At 68.7% G+C, this 18,904-nt stretch carries 23 protein-coding genes; 12 read left to right on the top strand and 11 right to left on the bottom strand.

Going from position 1 to position 18,904, the window contains the following annotated elements:
• Nucleotides 1-5: 5 nt before the first annotated feature.
• The 3 genes from G6N45_RS10445 to G6N45_RS10435 form a co-directional block, all read right to left on the bottom strand.
• Nucleotides 6-263, bottom strand: coding sequence for a DUF7218 family protein (locus tag G6N45_RS10445; protein ID WP_057147866.1), 258 nt, complete (start codon nt 261-263; stop codon nt 6-8).
• A gap of 69 nt (nt 264-332) precedes the next feature.
• Entirely contained in the window at nt 333-1,352 is a 1,020-nt protein-coding gene (locus tag G6N45_RS10440) for a DNA topoisomerase IB (RefSeq protein ID WP_163722075.1), read from the bottom strand.
• A gap of 41 nt (nt 1,353-1,393) precedes the next feature.
• Nucleotides 1,394-2,575, bottom strand: a complete 1,182-nt coding sequence (locus G6N45_RS10435; protein WP_057147864.1) for a zinc-dependent alcohol dehydrogenase — start codon at nt 2,573-2,575, stop codon at nt 1,394-1,396.
• A gap of 156 nt (nt 2,576-2,731) precedes the next feature.
• Here G6N45_RS10435 and G6N45_RS10430 point away from each other — a divergent pair, with 156 nt between their 5' ends.
• Entirely contained in the window at nt 2,732-3,298 is a 567-nt protein-coding gene (locus G6N45_RS10430; protein ID WP_163722073.1) for a hemerythrin domain-containing protein, read from the top strand.
• Between the two features lie 7 nt (nt 3,299-3,305).
• Here the strand turns inward: G6N45_RS10430 and G6N45_RS10425 are convergent, their stop codons facing one another.
• Complete coding sequence (locus G6N45_RS10425; RefSeq protein WP_163722071.1) at nt 3,306-4,160, bottom strand: SDR family oxidoreductase; 855 nt, start codon at nt 4,158-4,160, stop codon at nt 3,306-3,308.
• Nucleotides 4,161-4,222: 62 nt separating this feature from the next.
• Nucleotides 4,223-4,723: a DUF6328 family protein gene (locus G6N45_RS10420; protein ID WP_163722069.1), complete on the bottom strand. Its 501-nt coding sequence runs from the start codon at nt 4,721-4,723 to the stop codon at nt 4,223-4,225.
• A gap of 85 nt (nt 4,724-4,808) precedes the next feature.
• Between G6N45_RS10420 and G6N45_RS10415 the strand changes: the two genes are divergently transcribed.
• Genes G6N45_RS10415 through G6N45_RS10390 form a run of 6 tightly spaced genes read left to right on the top strand, consistent with a single transcriptional unit; the run spans nt 4,809 to nt 7,811 of the window.
• Nucleotides 4,809-5,084, top strand: coding sequence for a DUF4235 domain-containing protein (locus tag G6N45_RS10415; RefSeq protein ID WP_163722067.1), 276 nt, complete (start codon nt 4,809-4,811; stop codon nt 5,082-5,084).
• A 27-nt stretch (nt 5,085-5,111) separates the two neighbouring features.
• Nucleotides 5,112-5,576 carry a hypothetical protein gene (locus G6N45_RS10410; RefSeq protein ID WP_163722065.1) on the top strand — a complete coding sequence of 155 codons (465 nt, stop codon included), beginning with the start codon at nt 5,112-5,114 and terminating at the stop codon, nt 5,574-5,576.
• Entirely contained in the window at nt 5,576-6,805 is a 1,230-nt protein-coding gene (locus G6N45_RS10405) for an NRAMP family divalent metal transporter (protein ID WP_163722063.1), read from the top strand. Before G6N45_RS10410 ends, G6N45_RS10405 begins: the two co-directional genes overlap by 1 nt.
• Entirely contained in the window at nt 6,802-7,191 is a 390-nt protein-coding gene (locus tag G6N45_RS10400; protein ID WP_163722062.1) for a PRC-barrel domain-containing protein, read from the top strand. The genes G6N45_RS10405 and G6N45_RS10400 overlap by 4 nt, the downstream gene beginning before the upstream one ends.
• Nucleotides 7,178-7,528, top strand: a complete 351-nt coding sequence (locus tag G6N45_RS10395; protein ID WP_163722060.1) for a PRC-barrel domain-containing protein — start codon at nt 7,178-7,180, stop codon at nt 7,526-7,528. Before G6N45_RS10400 ends, G6N45_RS10395 begins: the two co-directional genes overlap by 14 nt.
• A gap of 55 nt (nt 7,529-7,583) precedes the next feature.
• Nucleotides 7,584-7,811, top strand: coding sequence for a hypothetical protein (locus G6N45_RS10390; RefSeq protein WP_163722058.1), 228 nt, complete (start codon nt 7,584-7,586; stop codon nt 7,809-7,811).
• Nucleotides 7,812-7,813: 2 nt separating this feature from the next.
• Here the strand turns inward: G6N45_RS10390 and G6N45_RS10385 are convergent, their stop codons facing one another.
• Nucleotides 7,814-8,686, bottom strand: a complete 873-nt coding sequence (locus G6N45_RS10385; RefSeq protein ID WP_163722056.1) for an alpha/beta fold hydrolase — start codon at nt 8,684-8,686, stop codon at nt 7,814-7,816.
• A 37-nt stretch (nt 8,687-8,723) separates the two neighbouring features.
• Here G6N45_RS10385 and G6N45_RS10380 point away from each other — a divergent pair, with 37 nt between their 5' ends.
• Both G6N45_RS10380 and G6N45_RS10375 read left to right on the top strand, forming a co-directional pair.
• Entirely contained in the window at nt 8,724-10,595 is a 1,872-nt protein-coding gene (locus G6N45_RS10380) for a propionyl-CoA synthetase (RefSeq protein ID WP_163722054.1), read from the top strand.
• 84 nt (nt 10,596-10,679) lie between these two features.
• Nucleotides 10,680-11,147, top strand: a complete 468-nt coding sequence (locus G6N45_RS10375; protein ID WP_163722052.1) for a DUF4383 domain-containing protein — start codon at nt 10,680-10,682, stop codon at nt 11,145-11,147.
• 4 nt (nt 11,148-11,151) lie between these two features.
• Here G6N45_RS10375 and G6N45_RS10370 read toward each other — a convergent pair whose 3' ends face one another.
• From G6N45_RS10370 to G6N45_RS10350, 5 genes are all read right to left on the bottom strand, one after another.
• On the bottom strand, nt 11,152-12,096 hold the full coding sequence (locus G6N45_RS10370) for a Ppx/GppA phosphatase family protein (protein ID WP_163722051.1): 945 nt from the start codon (nt 12,094-12,096) through the stop codon (nt 11,152-11,154).
• Complete coding sequence (locus tag G6N45_RS10365; protein WP_163722049.1) at nt 12,084-12,578, bottom strand: DUF501 domain-containing protein; 495 nt, start codon at nt 12,576-12,578, stop codon at nt 12,084-12,086. Before G6N45_RS10365 ends, G6N45_RS10370 begins: the two co-directional genes overlap by 13 nt.
• The gene (locus G6N45_RS10360) at nt 12,571-13,248 is read right to left on the bottom strand and encodes an FtsB family cell division protein (RefSeq protein ID WP_163722047.1); all 678 of its coding nucleotides are present in this window, start codon (nt 13,246-13,248) and stop codon (nt 12,571-12,573) included. Before G6N45_RS10360 ends, G6N45_RS10365 begins: the two co-directional genes overlap by 8 nt.
• Before the next feature lie 3 nt (nt 13,249-13,251).
• Complete coding sequence (eno, locus tag G6N45_RS10355; RefSeq protein WP_163722045.1) at nt 13,252-14,541, bottom strand: phosphopyruvate hydratase; 1,290 nt, start codon at nt 14,539-14,541, stop codon at nt 13,252-13,254.
• 68 nt (nt 14,542-14,609) lie between these two features.
• Nucleotides 14,610-15,359: a lytic transglycosylase domain-containing protein gene (locus G6N45_RS10350; protein ID WP_163722044.1), complete on the bottom strand. Its 750-nt coding sequence runs from the start codon at nt 15,357-15,359 to the stop codon at nt 14,610-14,612.
• A gap of 178 nt (nt 15,360-15,537) precedes the next feature.
• Here G6N45_RS10350 and efeU point away from each other — a divergent pair, with 178 nt between their 5' ends.
• Genes efeU through efeB form a run of 3 tightly spaced genes read left to right on the top strand, consistent with a single transcriptional unit; the run spans nt 15,538 to nt 18,888 of the window.
• Nucleotides 15,538-16,461: an iron uptake transporter permease EfeU gene (gene efeU / locus G6N45_RS10345; RefSeq protein ID WP_163722042.1), complete on the top strand. Its 924-nt coding sequence runs from the start codon at nt 15,538-15,540 to the stop codon at nt 16,459-16,461.
• Nucleotides 16,458-17,609 carry an iron uptake system protein EfeO gene (gene efeO, locus G6N45_RS10340; protein ID WP_246228940.1) on the top strand — a complete coding sequence of 384 codons (1,152 nt, stop codon included), beginning with the start codon at nt 16,458-16,460 and terminating at the stop codon, nt 17,607-17,609. Before efeU ends, efeO begins: the two co-directional genes overlap by 4 nt.
• Nucleotides 17,590-18,888: an iron uptake transporter deferrochelatase/peroxidase subunit gene (gene efeB, locus G6N45_RS10335; RefSeq protein WP_179965308.1), complete on the top strand. Its 1,299-nt coding sequence runs from the start codon at nt 17,590-17,592 to the stop codon at nt 18,886-18,888. The genes efeO and efeB overlap by 20 nt, the downstream gene beginning before the upstream one ends.
• Nucleotides 18,889-18,904: the final 16 nt, after the last annotated feature.

Here is an 18,904-nt window from a genome sequence, read left to right as displayed (position 1 = left end):
TCGCGTCAGTGGTTGCGAAGCTCGGAAATGAGTTTGTCCTTGGTCAGCCGCGAGTATCCCGACAGCCCGAGTTCCTTGGCGCGCTGCTTGAGCTCCCCGACACTCCAGTCGTCGTAAGAGCCTGACTGCCCGCCTTTTCGGCCCACCGACGACTTACCGCGTGCGGCTGCCGCGTTGGAGATGCGCGCTGCCTTCTCCTTCGAGTTCCCCTCGCGCCGGAGATCCTCGTACATCTTCTCGTTCTTGATCGATGTGCTCGGCATAGAACTACCTCCTAGAACCTGGATAGCTCCCGATAGGTTTTCCGCCCCGGCGGGCGGCCAAACACACCGCTATCCGCGGGCCACCCGGCGGATGAGCTGGCGTGTCGCCTTCTCCAACAGCTCTTGCGCGCGGTCGGGCTCATCGATCTTCTCCGCGCGCCGCGTCGCCGAGGCGATCGTCATTCCGCGTTCGTACCCCACGACCACCCTGGGGTCGACGTACGACGTCCGCGCCACCGCCGGGGTGTTGCCCAGCTCCGAGGAGACCTCCTTCATCACCGCCGAGGTCTCGCGCTTGGCCGAGGTCTTGGAGGTGGGCGGCTTGGCGTCGGCGAACGCCGCCGCCGCCAGCACGGTGCCGTGCCAGGTGCGCAGATCCTTGACGGTGAACTCCTCACCGACGATCTCCTTGAAACGCGCATTGAGGTCGTCGGCCTTCACCTCGACCCACCCGCTGGACCCATTGCGGCACACCAGAAGTCGTCCGGTGCGTTCTGTGCGCCGCATCAGCGACCGGACTGCGCGCACCACTTGCGGATCGTCGATCTCGACGGTGCGCTGCACCCCACTCTTGGCCGGATAGTCGAATTCCACGGCGTTCTTCTTCACCGTCACGTGCTCGCAGAGCAGGGTCGCCAGCCCGTAGTGTTCGTATTCCTCGGCGGATTGCTCGCCACCGGCTCGGAAGTACCCGCGGTCGACGAGTTGCAGGGCGAGCGCCAGTACCCGGTCGCGGGTCAGCCGATTGCCGGCGAGGTCGCTGGCGATCTGCGCGCGCCACTCCGGCAGCCGCGTGGACAGCTCGAGGACCCGGTCGAACTTCTCCTCGGCCCGCTCCTGCTGCCACCGCTCGTGATACAGGTACTGCCGCCGACCTGCGGCGTCGGTGCCCACCGCCTGGATGTGTCCGTTGGGCCGCGGGCTGATCCACACGTTCTTCCACGCCGGCGGGATGACCAGATCCTTGATCCGCTGCGCGGTGTCCGGATCGGCCAACAGTTCGCCGTCCGGCCCGTAGTAGGCGAAGCCCTTGCCTCGCCGCTTGCGCACGATTCCGGGTGTGTCGAGCCTGCTGCGCGCTAGCCGCATCCTTCCGCGTTCCTTCTCACGTTCGCGCCGTCACGCCGAGCTCAGGGCTGCAGCATGACCTTCACGGCGCCATCCTGCTTCTTCTGGAAGATCTCGTAGGCATGCGGGGCCTGGTCGAGGGGCAGTACGTGAGTGGCGAACGTGTCGACGCCCAGCGGGTCGGAGTCGGTCAGCAACGGCATGATGTCGTCGACCCACTTCTTGACGTTGGCCTGCCCCATCCGAAGCTGCACCTGCTTGTCGAACAGCGTCAGCATCGGCATCGGATCGGCCATCCCGCCGTAGACGCCGCTCAGCGAGATCGTCCCGCCCCGGCGCACGCAGTCGATGGCCGAGTACAGCGCGTCGAGGCGGTCCACCCCGGCCTTCTGCATGAACGGCTTCGCGATGAAGTCGGGCAGGAACGCCGTCGCGGTCTGAGCCGCCTGCGCGATGGGTGAGCCGTGCGCCTCCATGCCGACCGCGTCGATCACCGAATCGGTGCCCCGCCCGTCGGTCAGATCGCGGACCGCGTCGCCGACCGATCCCGTCAGCTCGCGCAGATCGATGGTCTGGATGCCGCGCGCCGTCGCCCGGGCCAGTCGCTCCGACACCCGGTCGACGGCGATCACCCGGTGACCGAGGTGCTGCGCGATCCGGGCTGCCATGTCGCCGATCGGTCCCAGACCCAGCACGGTGACCGAGCCGCCGTCGGGGATACCGGCGTACGCCACCCCCTGCCAGGCCGTCGGCAGCACGTCGGAGAGATAGACGAAGCGTGAATCCGGAGGCCCCTCAGGCACTTTGATGTGAGTGAACTGCGCCTGCGGCACCCGCAGGTACTGCGCCTGCCCGCCCGGCACCTGACCGTAGAGTTCGGAGTATCCGAACAGCGCCGCGCCCATGCCCTGCTCGCGCACCTGCGTGGTCTCGCACTGCGTGTAGAGCTGTTCGTCACACATGAAGCAGTGCCCGCAGGAGATCTGGAAGGGCACCACGACGCGGTCACCGACGGCAAGATCGGTGACCCCGGAACCCACCTCCCGCACGACACCCATCGCCTCGTGACCGAGGATGTCGCCCGGATGCATGAACGCCCCGAGCACCTCGTACAGGTGCAGGTCGGACCCGCAGATGTTCGTCGACGTGACCTCGATGATCGCGTCCGTCGGTTCCTCGAGCTTCGGATCGTCCACGGTGTCGACGCGCACATCGCGCCTGCCGTGCCAGGTGACAGCCTTCATGACCGGCATCGATACCCGCGGGCGACCGGTTCAAACGCCGACCGGCCACGGCGAGGCCACGTTTTCGCCGTCGCGCCGGCGGGTACCGAACACACCACGCGAGCCGCACCGTGGCGTCTCGCTCAGCCCAAACACCAAGAGCAGCAGGAGGTTCAAGTGTCTGCTCCGAGTATCTCCTCGGCCCGCGACGTCGTCGACTACCTCAAGACCCAGCACGAGACCATCAAAGCCCTGTTCATCGAGACGCTGGACGCCGCAGACGCCGACACCCGGCAGGATGCGTTCACCCGCCTCCGGACCATGCTCGCGGTGCACGAGACGGCCGAGGAGATGGTGGTGCACCCCCGGGTGCGGCGCAAGGTCGACGGCGGCCAGGAGATCGTCGACGCGCGGTTGGCCGAGGAGCACGACGCGAAGGTGCTGCTGCGCGACATCGAGAAGTTGCCGATCGACAGCGCCGAGTTCAGCAAGGCTCTCATCCACCTCCAGGGGGCGGTGCTCACGCACGCCGACAACGAAGAGAAGCTGGAGTTCACCGCGCTGGAGGATGCGGTCAGCGACGACGAACTCGCCAAATTGGCCGACGCCGTTGCCGCCGCCGAACGCATCGCGCCGACCCATCCGCACCCCGGTGTGGAGTCCGCGGCCGCGAACTTCGCGGCGGGACCCTTCGCGTCGGTGCTGGACCGGGCGCGCGACGCACTCGGCGCGTTCAGATCGTGAAACACGCTCAGCCGGGCAGCGTTTCGCCCCCGATCGGGGCCAGCACCTCGCCGCTGTAGTAGGACGACATCCGGTTGGCGGCGAAGAAGACGTACGACGGCGCGATCTCGTCGGGTTGCGCCGCGCGGCCCATCGGGACCTGTTCGCCGAACGACTCGACCTTGTCGGACGGCATGGTGGCCGGGATCAGCGGTGTCCACACCGGGCCGGGTGCGACGCAGTTCACGCGAATGTTGCGCTCGGCCAGCGACTGCGCCAGCGAATACGTCAGTGCGATCACCGCACCCTTGGTCGCCGAATAGTCGATCAGAGACTTGTTGCCGCGCAGTCCGTTGATGCTGCCGGTGTTGATGATCGCCGACCCGTCGGGCAGGTGCGCCAGCGCCGCCTTGGTCACGTGGAAGAAGCTGTCGATGTTGACCGCGAACGTGCGCCGCCACTGCTCGTCGCTGATCTCGGTGAGATCCGACACCGGCGACTGGAACGCCACGTTGTTGACGACGATGTCCAGCCCGCCAAGCTGATTCACCGTATCGTCCACGACAGACCTGCAGTGTGCCGCGTCGGCGAGGTCACCGGGCAGCCCGATGCCGCGCCGGCCGGCCGCCTCGATCAGTGACAGGGTGTGCTCGGCGTCGTCCTTCTCGTCCAGGTACGCGATCGCGACGTCAGCCCCCTCCTTGGCGAAGGCGACGGCGACGGCCCGCCCGATGCCGGAATCACCGCCGGTGATCAGCGCGCGTCTGCCCGAAAGCAGCCCGGTGCCGACGTAGTCGGCCATCTCGTCGCGCGGCTTGTCGGCCATGTCGGCCGTCTCGCCCGGGTAGGGAATCACCGCGTCGGGTGTCACGTCGTCGGTCATCGGAACTCCTCCGGCTCGTGGGCAGTCAGGGCGTCGACGTACCCCGCGGCGGGGACGTGAAACTACGGGTCGGCGCCGCGCATGCCCAGCGGAAGCACGAACCAGAATCCGGCGAACAACAGCAGTGCGCACGCGCCGGCGACCAGCGCCGGCGTGAGGCCGGCGACCGCGTCGAAGATGATGACCGTCATGCCCGTGACGGCCACGCCGAGCAGCAGCAGACCCGCGTACGCGCAGCGATGTGCCGCGGACACGAGCGAGCCGAGCCGGTGGCGCCGGAACAGCACCCGGTGCATCCCGACGGGGGCGATCAGCAGCGCGGTGGAGAGCACCGACGCGCTCACCGTCGCCAGGTAGACCACCTGCATGGTGTCGTCGAGCATCGTGAAGCGCTGCTGGAACGGCAAGGTCAGCAGAAATCCGGTCAACAGCTGCACCCCGGTCTGCACGACACGCAGCTCCTGCAGCAGGCTGGCCCAATTACGGTCCAGCCGTTCGGTTCCCGTCTCCCGACGCTCGCGCTGGTCCCACGCCTGATCGTCGGAGGGATGATCGGCATCCACGTCCCGATCTTCCCACCCGCCACCGGACGATGCACCGCGTTTGGCGACGGCAGGCAAGGGTATGTTTCCGGGCAGGAGGCCCGTCATGAGCAAACTGTCCAGGAAGTTGTACACCCCGCTGTCTGTCGCCACCGGCGTCGGTGGCGGCTTGTTGGCCGGCCAGATCTTCGGTCAGATCTGGAAGCGGGTGGGCCAGAATGATCCGGAACCACCAGACCCCAAGGACCTGAGCTATTCGACGTCGTCGGTGCTGGTCGTCGGCGCCCTCCAGGGCTTGATCGTCGGGTTGGTCCGGGCCAGTCTTCAGCGGGCCGGCGCCCGCAGCTATCAGGCCCTCACCAACGAGCCTCCGCCCGGCTGATCTAGCTGGACCGTACGCCCGGCGATGATGCCGACCCGCACGAGATCCCGCCGCGTTCCGCGCGCGGTGGCAGTCATCGCCCTGCTCGCCGCGACCCTGTTCCTCGTCCTGACGAGTTGCCCTTCGCAGCGCGACGGGATTCCGGGCCGGCTGGCTACGGCCAAAGAGGAGACCCAGTCGGCTGCGCGCTCGGGGGCGGTGTCCATACAGCTGTGGCTCGAGCGCCGCTCCACGCGCCAACTAGCCTGCGTGCAGCTCGCCGATGCGCGGGATGAGATCACCAAAGCCTTCAAGGGTGTCGCGACGTTGACGCCGGACAGCGCCGCTGACCTTCGTCGCCAGGCTGAGCTGACGAGCATGATGACATCGCTGATCGACGATCTCAACACTGCGGCCATGGCGGTCCGCACGTCCGCGGGGCAACCGGACGTCAGAGAACTGCGACAGCGTCTACTCACTCGTGTGGACACGCTGGAACGCGAGTACCGCTGATGCGCAACATCTTTGCAGTCGCACTCGGCATCCTCACCGCAATCGGTGGCTTCCTCGACATCGGTGACCTGGTGACCAACGCGCTTGTCGGGTCCCGCTTCGGCCTCGCGCTTGCCTGGGTCGTCCCGGTGGGCGTGGTCGGCATCTGCCTCTTCGCGCAGATGGCCGGCCGCGTGGCGGCGGTCAGCGGACGAGCGACGTTCGAGATCATCCGGGAGCGTCTGGGACCGCGCGTGGCGGCGCTGAACCTGAGCGCCTCGTTCTTCATCAACCTGATGACCGTCACCGCCGAGATCGGCGGCGTCGCATTGGCTTTGCAGTTGGCCTCCGACGTGGGACCGCTGCTGTGGGTGCCGGTCGCCGCGTTCGCGGTCTGGCTGGTGATCTGGCGGGTCCGCTTCTCGATCATGGAGAACGTCACCGGCCTGCTCGGGTTGTGCCTGACCGTCTTCGCCGTGAGCCTCTTTGCGCTGCAACCGGGTTGGGCCGATCTCTCCCACCAGATGCTCGCTCCCGTGATCCCGGAGAATGAGTCGGCAGCGACCTACTGGTACTACGCGGTCGCGTTGTTCGGCGCGGCGATGACGCCCTACGAGGTGTTCTTCTTCTCCTCCGGAGCCGTGGAGGAGCGGTGGACGGTCAGTGATCTCGGCAGGTCGCGGCTCAACGTACTGGTCGGATTCCCTCTGGGCGGGGTGCTCTCACTCGCGATCGCCGGGTGCGCGACAGTCGTGCTGCTGCCGGCGCAGATAGAGGTGACGTCGCTGTCGCAGATCGTCCTGCCGGTGGTGGCCGCCGGCGGGAAGCTTCTACTGGCGTTCGCCATCGTCGGCATCGTGGCGGCGACGTTCGGCGCCGCGCTGGAGACGACGCTGTCGTCGGGCTACACGCTGGCTCAGTACTTCGGGTGGGCGTGGGGGAAATTCCGCAGGCCCGCCGACGCCGCCCGTTTTCATGCGGTGCTCATCGTCGCTCTCATTTCCTGTGCGGCAGTCCTTTTCACCGGTGTCGACCCGATCATGGTCACCGAGTACTCGGTGGTGTTCTCCGCGATCGCGCTGCCGCTGACGTATCTGCCGATCCTGATCGTCGCGAATGATCCGGGCTACATGGGTCATCGAACCAACGGCGCTGCGCTCAACATCGCGGCGTCGGTCTATCTCGTGATCATCCTCGCTGCAGCCCTGGCCGCGATTCCTCTCATGGTCGTCACCGGAGCGGGCCAGTGAGCCGGCCGCGCAGCCCTCTCCCGGAAGCGCCGAGGTCGGGCGGGCTTCTCGTCGACGCACGGCTGCACCTGCTGGACCGTCAGCTGCTCGGCACCGACGATGCCCCGGTCGGCATCGTCGACGACCTCGAGGTCGACGCCACGGACGGCCGGACGGCGGCGCGCGTCACGGCGATCCTGACCGGACAGGTGCTGGCGACGCGAATCCTGGGTGGGCAACCCCCGCGGTCGCGGTTGGAGGCGATCCCGTGGCGGCTGGTCAGCGCCGTGGGCACCGTGCTGCATATCGACGCCCATCCCGAGACGCTGGACAACCTGTGGGTCGAGCGCTGGCTGCGCGACCACGTCATCGCCCGCATTCCGGGGGGCCGACGTGCAGCTCAGTGAACTCCTCGGTTCGACGGTCCGCGCCGCCGACGGCGCACGGCTGGGCACCGTCATCGACGTCCGACTCTGCATCGGCGGTGATCCGAACGACCATCCCGCGATGCCCGAGGTGTTCGGACTGATCGTCAGTCCGCGTACGTCGTCGTCGTTCCTGGGCTACGAGCGCTCCAACGTCCAGCAGCCCAGCCTGCTGGCCGCTCTGCTGCGGTTCCGGCACCGCGGAACGTTCCTGTCGCTCTGGAGCGACGTCGACCGGATCGAGGGCAAAGAGGTACGGCTGCGTGGCGGCGCAGTCGGGTACTCCCCCGTGCTGCGCAGTGACCCGAGATTCTCATAGCCTTTCCACAGGCACCGGTGAGCAACCTCTTAGCTCGGCGCCGCACCGTTGAAGCATGTCTCCCACCATCGACACTCGACTGCTCGGGTGCGCAGCCGTCCTCGCGCTGCCCGCGAGTCTGGCGGTGATGCTGCTGGCCACCCCGGGCTCGGCCTCTCCCGTGCTGTCGTGGATTGTGTCCACGCTGGCTCTGCTCACCGCGCTCGTCGTCCTGGCCGCGGGCGAATGCGCGTGGGAGGACACCGTCGCCCGCGCCCGCGCAGCGGGCCTGGTCGGCCGCTGACGCTATCGCGCAGGCACCTCGTTCACGAGCTGGATCAGCTTGGCGCGCACCACGTCCGGCTGCTCGTCGAGGATGAAGTGTCCCCCGTCCACCAACTCCAGCGTGTAGTCGTCGGCGCGGGCCGTCTCGGCCGCGGCCAACGACGGGTGGATGCCGGTGTCATTCCTGCCGAACAATGCCCGCGTCAGCACCGTGGACCGACGCCGCTCCGGGTTGCGGGCGCCGTCACGTACCTCGCGGAGCAGAAACGTGCGGTAGGTGTCGCGTGCGGTGCGCGCGACCATCGGATCGCGGAACGCGTCGGCGTACACCCGGGCCGTCTGGCGGTCGATGTTCGGCGCGGCCACACCGAAGATCACGCGCTCCAGGTACGACGTGTAGCGCTGCAGCGGCACCCCGATGGACGCCACGAACGGCTGGTAGAGCAGGAACCGCCACAGGTGCGGAGCCAGCGTCTTGGCCGATACCCACGGGTGCGCGATGTTGAGCGCCAGGTAGCCGTCGATCCGCTCGGGCACCCGCAAGGCCAGCAGATGCCCGATGTAACCGCCCCAGTCATGGCCGACGAGCAGCACGCGCTCCAGACCCATGGCGTCCTTCAACGCCACGAGATCGCTGACCACATCCTCTTTGGCCCACTTGTGCGGCGCCGGGCCCGACCAGCCGTAACCGGGCAGGTCCGGGGCGATGATCCGCAGACCCGGCGGAGGGTCTGCCAGCAGGTCGCGGTAGGCCCAGTGGTGCTGCGGCCAGCCGTGCAGGGCGAGCACCGGCCTGCCGTCCTCGGGCCCGGCCTCGGTGACGTGGAAACGCACCCCTCGGGCAGTCACATGGCTTCGGCGGACCCCTCCGATCGGCGGGGGTTGGTTCGTCATGCCTCTGAGACTAACTGGAAGGGTTTACGGTGCTGATATGCCCGGGTATCGCGACCTCTTCGACACCAGCATCACCGACCCCGAGGCCTTCTGGGCCGACGCCGCCACCGCCGTGACCTGGTCACGAGCGCCGCAGCGCATCCTCGACGACAGTCACCCGCCGTTCTACCGCTGGTACCCCGACGCCGAACTCAACACCTGCGCCAACGCGCTGGACCGCCACGTCGAGTCGGGCCGGGGCGAGCAGCCCGCGCTGATCTACGACTCCGCGGTCACCGACACCAAGCGCACCTACACCTACCGCGAACTGCTCGACGAGACCGCACGCTTCGCAGGCGCCCTGCGCGCCCTCGGCGTCGACAAGGGCGACCGGGTGGTCATCTACATGCCGATGATTCCCGAGGCCGTGATCGCGATGCTGGCCTGCGCCCGGCTCGGAGCCGTGCACTCGGTCGTCTTCGGCGGGTTCGCACCGCACGAACTGGCCGTCCGCATCGACGACGTGCAGCCGACCGTGATCGTCTCCGCGTCCTGCGGCATCGAACCCGCGCGCGTCGTCGAGTACAAGCCGATGCTCGACGCCGCGATCGGCATGACGAGCCATCCCCCGCGCCATTGCGTTGTGGTGCAACGGGATCGGCACCGCTGCGAGCTCGTCGAGGGCCGCGATCTGGACTGGTCCGACGTGATGGCCACGGCCGGCCCCGTCGACCCCGTTCCGGTCGCCGCGACCGACCCGCTGTATGTGCTCTACACCTCCGGGACCACCGGCAAGCCCAAGGGCATCGTGCGCGACAACGGCGGACACGCCGTCGCGCTGCTGTGGAGCATGCGGCATATCTACGACATCGCCCCCGGCGAGGTGTTCTGGGCCGCCTCCGACGTGGGCTGGGTGGTCGGCCACTCCTACATCGTCTACGCGCCGCTGCTTCTCGGCGCGACGACGGTGCTCTACGAAGGCAAGCCCGTCGGCACCCCGGACCCGGGCGCGTTCTGGCGGGTGATCTCCGAGCACGGCGTCAAGGCACTGTTCACCGCGCCGACGGCGATCCGGGCCATCCGCAAGGAGGACCCCGAGGGCAAGTACCTGGCCGACTACGACCGCTCGTCGCTGAAATACCTGTTCCTCGCCGGCGAGCGCCTCGACCCGGACACCTACCACTGGGCGTCGGACAAGCTCGGCGTCCCCGTGATCGACCATTGGTGGCAGACCGAGACCGGCTGGGCGATCGCCGCCAATCCGGTGGGCGCCGAACCCCTTCCGATCAAGGCGGGGTCGCCGACGGTGCCGATGCCCGGCTATGACGTCCGCATCCTGCACGAGGACGGCTACGGCTGCGGCCCCGGCCAGGAGGGCGCCATCTGCATCCGGCTGCCGCTGCCCCCGGGCACGCTGCCGACGCTGTGGAACGCCGACGCCCGCTACGAGGCGTCCTATCTGATGGAGCACCCCGGCTACTACCTCACCGGAGACGGCGGCCACTTCGACGAGGACGGCTACCTGTTCGTGATGGGCCGCATCGACGACGTCATCAACGTCGCCGGGCACCGGCTGTCCACCGGCTCGATCGAGGAGGTGCTGGCCACCCACCCGGCCGTCGCCGAATGCGCGGTGATCGGGGTGCCCGACGAGATCAAAGGTCAGGCGCCGCGCGGGCTGGTGGTGGTCAAGACAGGCGCGTCGACCGAGGGGCTGGCCGACGAGCTGATCCAGCTGGTGCGCGACGAGATCGGTGCGGTGGCGGCGTTCCGGCTCGTCGACGTCGTGCCCGCCCTGCCCAAGACCCGGTCGGGCAAGATCCTGCGCAAGACCATGCGCGGGCTGGCAACCGGCCGCGACGAACCCGTGCCCTCGACCATCGAGGACCCGACCGTGCTCGACAAGCTCGCCCCGATCCTGCGGCCCTGAGGGCCCGCCCGGGTGTTATCCGGGCGCCGCGATGGGTACCTCTCCAGCACGCACGTCAATAAAGACGACGTGAAGGGAGACGGGATGGCCAACGCCCCGAAATACATGGCGGTCCAGGGTGCCGCGCTGATCGTCGCCGTCGCGCTGACGCTGATCGGTGTGCTGGGCTTCGTCCCCGGGGCGACCTCCGGCGTCGATCAGCTCAGCTGGGCCGGTCAACGCCCCGGCGCGCTCCTGTTCGGCACCTTCGCGGTGTCGGCCCTGCTCAACGTCGTGCACATCGTGGTCGGCGTCGCCGGGTTCGCGGGCGCCCGCACCTATGCCGCAGCACGCGCCTATCTCCTGGTCGGCGGGCTGCTCTACCTCGCGCTGTGGCTCTACGGCCTGCTCGTCGAGCGCGGCAGCGACGCCCACGTGCTGCCGCTCAACGGTGCCGACAACTGGCTGCATGCGGGCCTGGGCGCCGTGATGGTGCTGCTCGCGGTGACCCTCGCCGGGCAGCATGACCCCACCAAGCGCAGGCCGCGGATGCGGCGGGCGGCCAGCCACTGAGCCGTCACACGATCGACAGCGCGATCCCGTCGAGGATGTCGTGCTCGCTGACCACCAGCGTGTCGATCCCGGCGCGCTGTCCCAGCATCTCCGCCAACTCCTGCACGATCAGCGCGCCACCGCCGATGACGTCGACGCGGCCCTCGTGCATGGGGCCCAGCACCGCGCGCTGCGCACGCGTCATCGCCAGCAGGTCGGCGCACACGGGCAGCAGCTCGTCGAAGCCGACCGACGACAAGTGGATCGCGTCGGAATCGTAGGTCGTCATCCGGCGCGCCAAGGCGGCCAGCGTGGTCATCGTGCCCGCCACCCCGACCCACGTGTGGGCCTGCTCGACCGGCACCACCCGCAGTGCTTCGCCGAGCGCATCGCGCACCACGGCGCGCGCGGCGGCGATCTCGTCGGCAGTGGGCGGATCGGAGTGCAGGCAGCGTTCGGTCAGGCGCACACAGCCGATGTCCGCGGAAAACGACGATGTGACGTCACCTGAGCCGAGCACCACCTCGGTCGAGCCTCCGCCGAGGTCGACGACCACGAAAGGTGCACTCGCCGAGTCCAATTCACCCACGGCCCCGCGGAACGAGAGCTCCGCCTCCTGCGCACCGGTGATGACCTCGGCGACCGCGCCCGGCACCACCGCGCCGAGCACCTCGGAGGTCATCGCGAAGAACTCGTCGCGGTTGATGACGTCGCGCGCCGCGGACGTCGCGACCATCCGCACGGCTGTCACCTCGTGGTCGAGCATCAACACCGCATAGGCGCTCAGCGCCGCGCGGGTCCGGGCCAGCGCGTCGGGAGCGAATTCCCCGGTCGCGTCCACCCCCTGGCCCAGGCGCACGATCCGCATCTCGCGATGCACGTCGACCAGCCGGCCCTCGGCGACATCGGCGATCAGCAGCCGGATCGAATTGGTCCCGCAGTCCACGGCGGCCACTCTCACGTCGTCCACACCTCCGGATCGAGAATGCCGGCCATCGCCGGCTCGGTCGCCAGAATCGCCAACGCCTCGTCACCGAACGGGTTGACGCCCGGGCCTTTCGCCAACGCATGCGCGATCACCACGTGCAGGCACTTGACCCGGTCGGGCATGCCGCCGCCGGAGAACGTGGTGTGCAGGGATTCGATCGCGTCGCGCTCGGCCAGATACGACTCGTGGGCCTGCCGGTAGGCGGCCGCCAGCTCGGGATCGCGCTCCAGCCGCTCCGTCATCTCCCGCATCAGTCCTGAGGACTCGAGCCGACTGGCCGCGGCCGTCAGCACCGGATGGGTGAGGTAGTACAGCGTCGGAAACGGCGTGCCGTCCGGCAGTTTCGGCGCCGTCTTCACCACGGCGGGATCGCCGCCGGGGCAGCGGTAGGCGATCTCGAGCACGCCGCGCGGCTCCCGGCCCAACTGCCGCGCGACGATCTCGAGATCCTCGGGCTCAACCACCGGGCGGCGGAGGTGGTGGTGGCGCGGGCGGCGCAGCCGGCGGCGCTGTCGGCGAAAGACCGTGCGGCGCATCGGCGATGGTGTGCCACAGGGCGGTGTACCAGGGGTCGGTGCCGGCGACCGGTGCCTGACCCTCCGGCGCCGTGCCGGGCTGCGTCGCCCCGGGCGGCAGTTGCACCTGGTAAGGAATCTCCCCCGGCATCACGAAGCCCAGCCGCTCCCGCGCCTGGGCCGCGATGAACACCGGGTCGGCCAGCTTGGCCTTCTGCGCCTCGAGATCGGCGATCTGGTCCCGCAATTGGGCCTCCGACGCCTGAAGCTGCTTCATCTCGGTGCGCTGCCCGAAGTAGGTGCGCACCGGACCCGCGATCGTCAGCGTCAGCACACACACCACCGCCGCCAGGATGGCCGCGCGCCGCGCCGTCGACCCGAACCGCTGATCGGCTGCCGCCTCCATCGACGCCGCGATCGACTCGCGGATCGACGTCCCCGCCGGATGCAGCTCGAGCTCCTGACCGGCGTCGGGTGCCGGCGCGGGCAGTTCGGCGGGTGTGCGCTCGCGCCGGACCGATGTGCCGCGCGGCTTGGCCCGCCCGGCGTCGCCCGGCTTACCCGGCTTACCGGGCCGGGACGTGCGCCGCCGGGGATCGGGCCGTTTCGCTTCGGGCACAGGCTATTTCGCTCCGCCTTCGAATCGCGGGAACGCCAGGTCGCCGGCGTAGCGGGCGGCGTCGCCGAGTTCTTCCTCGATACGCAGCAGCTGGTTGTACTTGGCGACGCGCTCGCTGCGGGCCGGCGCACCGGTCTTGATCTGACCACTGCCGACCGCCACCGCGAGATCGGCGATCGTGGTGTCCTCGGTCTCGCCGCTGCGGTGGCTCATCATCGTCTTGTAGCCGGCGTTGTGGGCCAGCGACACCGCGTCGAGCGTCTCGGTCAGCGTGCCGATCTGGTTCACCTTGACCAGCAGCGCGTTGGCGGCGCCCCGCTCGATACCGTCCTCGAGCCGTTCGGGGTTGGTGACGAACAGGTCGTCACCCACGATCTGGACCCGGTCGCCGATCGCGGTGGTCAGCGCCACCCAGCCGTCCCAGTCGTCCTCAGAGAGCGGGTCCTCGATCGACACCAGCGGGTAGGCGCCGATCAGTTCCTCGTAGAAGGCCGCCATCTGCTCCGCGGTGCGGGTCTGCTTCTCGAAGGCGTATCCAGACCCGTCGGTGTGGAATTCGGTGGCCGCGGCGTCGAGCGCCAGCGCGACATCGCTGCCGATCTTCAAGCCCGCGGCCTCGATCGCCGAGCCGATCAGATCCAGGGCGGCCTTGGTGCCGGGGAGGTCCGGCGCGAACCCGCCCTCGTCGCCCAGCCCGGTGGACAGGCCCTGCTTCTTGAGCACCGACTTGAGTGCGTGGTAGACCTCCGCGCCCCAGCGCAGCGCCTCCTTGAAACTCGGCGCGCCGATCGGGGCGATCATGAACTCCTGGATGTCGACACCGGTGTCGGCGTGCGCGCCTCCGTTGATGATGTTCATCATCGGCACCGGCAAGATGTGCGCGTTCGGACCGCCCACGTACCGGAAGAGGGGCAGAGCGGCGCTGTCCGCGGCCGCCTTGGCCACCGCCAGCGAGACGCCGAGGATCGCGTTGGCGCCCAGCCGAGACTTGTCGGGGGTGCCGTCGAGGTCCACCAGAGCCTGGTCGACGAGGCGCTGCTCGTCGGCGCCCAACCCGATCACCGCCGGGGCGATCTCGTCGAGCACCGCCTCCACGGCCTTCTGGACACCCTTACCGAGGTAGCGCGACCCGCCGTCGCGCAGCTCCACGGCCTCGTGCTCTCCGGTGGAGGCGCCAGAAGGGACGGCGGCGCGGGCGACGGTGCCGTCCAGCAGACCCACCTCGACCTCCACCGTCGGGTTGCCCCGGGAGTCGAGAATCTCGCGGGCTCCGACCTGCTCGATGATGGGCACGACTGCCTCCTTGGTCTTCGGACGAACGATCAGCACTGAGCCTAGAGGGTGGCCGTTCGCGGCGTGCCCTACAGCGGGTGTCCGCCGGCGTAGGCGGTGGCCCAGTCGCGCACTGTGCGGGCGTACTGGTCGGAGTGGTTGTAGGCGCGCAGTGCGTCCATCCAGCCGCGCGGCGTCGCCAGATCCTTCCCGCTCCAGCACAGATAGCCGGCAGCAGAGAGCGCCGCATCGTCGATGTTGTCGGCGCTGATCTGGCCGTCATTGTTGGCGTCGACGCCGTAGAGCCGCCACGTCTCGGGGATGAACTGCATCGGGCCCATGGCCCGGGCGAACGGCTCGTCGCCCTTGTCCTCCACGGCCGGGTCGTGGCTGACCGAGTCGTTGTCGAGGATCTCCAGGTTGCCGCCGGTGCCGTCGAGCAGCACGCCCCGGATCGGCGGTGTCACGTCGCCGTTGCGCCCGATCCTGGCGCCGCGGTAGGTGCCGTGATGGCTCTCCACCTGGCCGATGCCCGCCAGCGTCGTCCACTTCAGGTGGCAGTCGGGATTCTCCACCTCGGCGACCCGTGCCGCGTAGGCGTACGCCTCCAGCGCCGTCACCGGAATACCCAGCGCCGGGGCGCGTTGGGCGGCCCATACGTGCAGCGCGTCGGCGGGTCGGCCCCGCGCATAGGTGTCGATCTGCGGCACCGGGTCCCCGGCCGGCGGCGGCACCCCGTCGGGTATCGGGCTGCCGAGCTGCCAAGAGCAGCTTGCGGCCAGGAGCAGCGCTGTCGCGCCGATCACGGCCACCGCCTGCAGCCAACGCACCCGTGTCACCGGACTCCTCAACCCACTCTGGTTCCTAGCCATGCTGCCACGCACCAAAGGACTTAAGACTCATCCCGGGCCGCGCAGGGGCGGTGTACATTCACTTAACGCAACGCCAAGCAAGGTGAGCCACACCTTGCTTTGCTTAGGCAAGGCTAGGTGCCACAGACGTAGCGAGGACGATTCGATGAGCATCATCACCGACCTGCCGGTCAGCATGTCCTCGACCACCCTGGCGGCATCGCCCAACCTCAGCTCCCAGCTGTTCGGCAGCGGCCTGATCGGCCTGCGCGAAGGCCTGGAAGCGGCCATCGTGGTGTCCATTCTGGTCGCCTTCCTGGTCAAGTCGGAGCGCCGCGACGCGCTGAAATGGGTGTGGCTGGGCGTGGGCGCCGCGGTCGCGGTGACGCTGACCGTGTTCCTGGTCATCCAGTTCGGCGAGAACACCATCACCGGGCTGGCCGCCGAAGCCATCGCCGGGGTGGCCTCCCTGATCGCCGTCGTCATCGTCACCACCATGGTGCTCTGGATGCGCAGAGCCGCTGCAGGCATGTCCGGCGAACTGCGCAGCGACATGGCCCGGGCACTGGAGACCGGCCCGCTGGCCGTCGCGCTGCTGGCGTTCTTCGCGGTCGGCCGCGAAGGCGTGGAGACCGCGCTGTTCATGGTCGGATACGCCGAGGCGACGACGAACTGGCCGCTGGTCGGACTCGTCGCCGGCGTGCTGATCGCCGGGGTCATCGCCTACGGCATGTACCGCGGCGCGCTCAGCATCAACCTCGCCAAATTCTTTACCTACACCGGCGTCTTCCTGATCGTCGTCGCCGCCGGCATCCTCTCCTACGGCATCGGCGCGCTGCAGACGGTCGGCTGGCTCCCCGGCCTGGCCACCAAGGCCTTCGACCTCACCACCTGGTTCAACTGGTCCTCCTGGTACGGCGAAGTCATCCAGGGCGTCTTCAACGTCAGCCCGACGCCGACCGTGCTCCAGCTGGTCAGCTGGCTGGCCTACCTCGCCGTCGTCCTCGCCCTGTTCCTGCGTCCCACCCCGGCGCCGGCCCGCCCGGCCCAACCCGCTCCCCAACCCGATCCCGAAAGGTCCACCACGTGAAGGTTCACCCCGTCGTGCTCACCGCGGCCCTGTCCGCCCTGGCGTTGAGCGGTTGCCAGGCCAAAGAGGAGTCCGCAGGTGCCGCCGAGGGCTCCGAAGCACCCGCCCAGATCACCGTCGACGCCTCCGACACGTCGTGCCGGCTGTCCGGCACCGCCGGATCCACCGGGGCCAACACATTCGTGATCACGAACAACGGCAACAAGGTCACCGAGTTCTACGTCTACGGCGAGGGCGAGCGCGTGATGGGCGAGGTGGAAAACATCTCCCCCGGCCTGCAGCGCAAGCTGATCGTCCAGCTCTCGCAGCCCGGCACCTATCAGACGGCCTGCAAGCCCGGCATGATCGGCGACGGCATCCGCAATGACTTCACCGTCACCGGCGACGCCGTCGAGGTGGACACCGAGGGCAAGTTCAAAGAAGCCGCCGACAGCTACAAGCGCTACGTCAACAGCCAGAGCGACGCGTTGATCCCGGCCGTCGAGTCCTTCGTCGCCGCAATCAAGGCCGGCGACATCGAGGCCGCCAAGGCGCAGTATCCGACCGCGCGGACCTACTACGAGCGCATCGAGCCCGTCGCCGAGTCGTTCCCCGACGACCTCGACCCGCGCATCGACCTGCGCGAGGCGGACCTCGAGCCGGGCCAGAAGTGGACCGGGTTCCACCGGCTGGAGAAGGACCTGTGGGTCAGCGGGCTGCAGCCCGACACCAACGCGATCGCCGACCAGCTGGTCGCCGACGTCAAGGAACTCGACGCCGGCGTGAAGGCGCCCGATTACACGATCGACTCCACCCAGATCGCCGGTGGCGCACAGGGTCTGCTCGACGAGATCGCCACCAGCAAGATCAGCGGCGAAGAGGACATCTTCAGCCACACCGACCTGTGGGACTTCAACGCCAACCTGCAGGGCAGCCAGACCGCGGTGGCGTCGGTGCGGCCGATCCTCGATGAGCGCAACGCCGATCTGGGCAAGCGCGTCGACCAGCGGTTCGCCGAAGCCGAGAAGCTGCTCGAAAAGTACCGTCAGGGCGACGGATTCGCCAGCTACGACAGCGTCACCGAACCCGAACGCCAGGAGCTCTCGCGCGCGATCGACGCGCTGGGCAAAGAGGTGAGTCAGGTGCAGGGTGTCATCGCACCCCAATGAGCCTGCGCCCCCACGGCAGGCGCTGAGTAGGCGAAAGCTGTTCGGCGCGGCCGGAGTCGGCGCCGCGGTGGTCGGCGCGGCCGGCACCGGAGCGCTGGCCGGACGCGCGACCGCAGCCCAGCCCGCCGTGCACCTGGACACCGCGGTCCCGTTCCGCGGTGAGCACCAGGCCGGCATCGTCACCGAGGCCCAGGACCGGATGCACTTCGCGACGTTCGACGTGACGACGAACAGCCGCGACGACGTCATCAAGATGCTGGCCGACTGGACCGAGATGGCCGAGCGGATGACGCAGGGCCAGGAGGCGTTCAAGAACGGGGCCACCGGCCAGAACCCTTATGCCCCACCGACGGACACCGGCGAGGCGCTCGGCCTTCCGCCGTCGCAGCTGACGCTCACGATCGGGTTCGGCCCGTCGTTCTTCGTCAAGGACGGCGTCGACCGGTTCCGCATCGCGGACAAGAAGCCCGCGCAGCTGGTCGACCTGCCGAAGTTCCCGAACGAGAAGATCGAACCGGCCCGCAGCGGCGGCGACATCGTCGTGCAGGCCTGCGCCAACGACCCGCAGGTCGCCGTCCACGCGATCCGCAACCTTGCCCGCATCGGCTTCGGCACCGTCGCGGTGCGCTACTCCCAGTTGGGGTTCGGCCGCACGTCCTCGACCACCCGCGAACAGACCACCCCCCGAAACCTGTTCGGCTTCAAGGACGGAACGGCGAATCTCCGTTCCGACGAGACAGACAAGCTGAACCGCTTCGTGTGGGTCGGCGACGGAGACGGCCCGGCCTGGCTGACCGGCGGCACCTATCTGGTGGCGCGGCGCATCCGGATGCGGATCGAGCAGTGGGACCGCACCACGCTCCTCGAGCAGGAACGGGTCATCGGCCGGCAGAAGGGCAGCGGCGCGCCGATGGGCCAGTCCGACGAGTTCGACGAGCTGAACTTCTCGCTCAAAGACAGGAAGGACAAGCCGCTGATCGACGAGATGGCGCACGTGCGGCTGGCGTCGAAGGAGAACCTCGGCGGCATCGAGATACTGCGCCGTGGCTACAACTTCACCGACGGCTCGGACGGCTTCGGCCACCTCGACGCCGGGCTGTTCTTCATCGCGTTCGTCCGCGACCCGCTCACGCAGTTCATCCCGATGCAGAACGCGTTGTCGCGCAGGGATGCCCTGAACGAATACATCACGCCGACGAGCTCCGCGCTGTTCGCGTGCCCGCCGGGTATCCGTGAGGGCGACACCTCGACGTTCTGGGGCTCGACGCTGTTCGAATGACCTCCGGGCGATCGGC

The sequence above is a fragment of the Mycolicibacterium psychrotolerans genome (genome assembly GCF_010729305.1).
Taxonomy (GTDB): domain Bacteria; phylum Actinomycetota; class Actinomycetes; order Mycobacteriales; family Mycobacteriaceae; genus Mycobacterium; species Mycobacterium psychrotolerans.
This window is presented reverse-complemented; position numbering and strand designations above follow the sequence as displayed.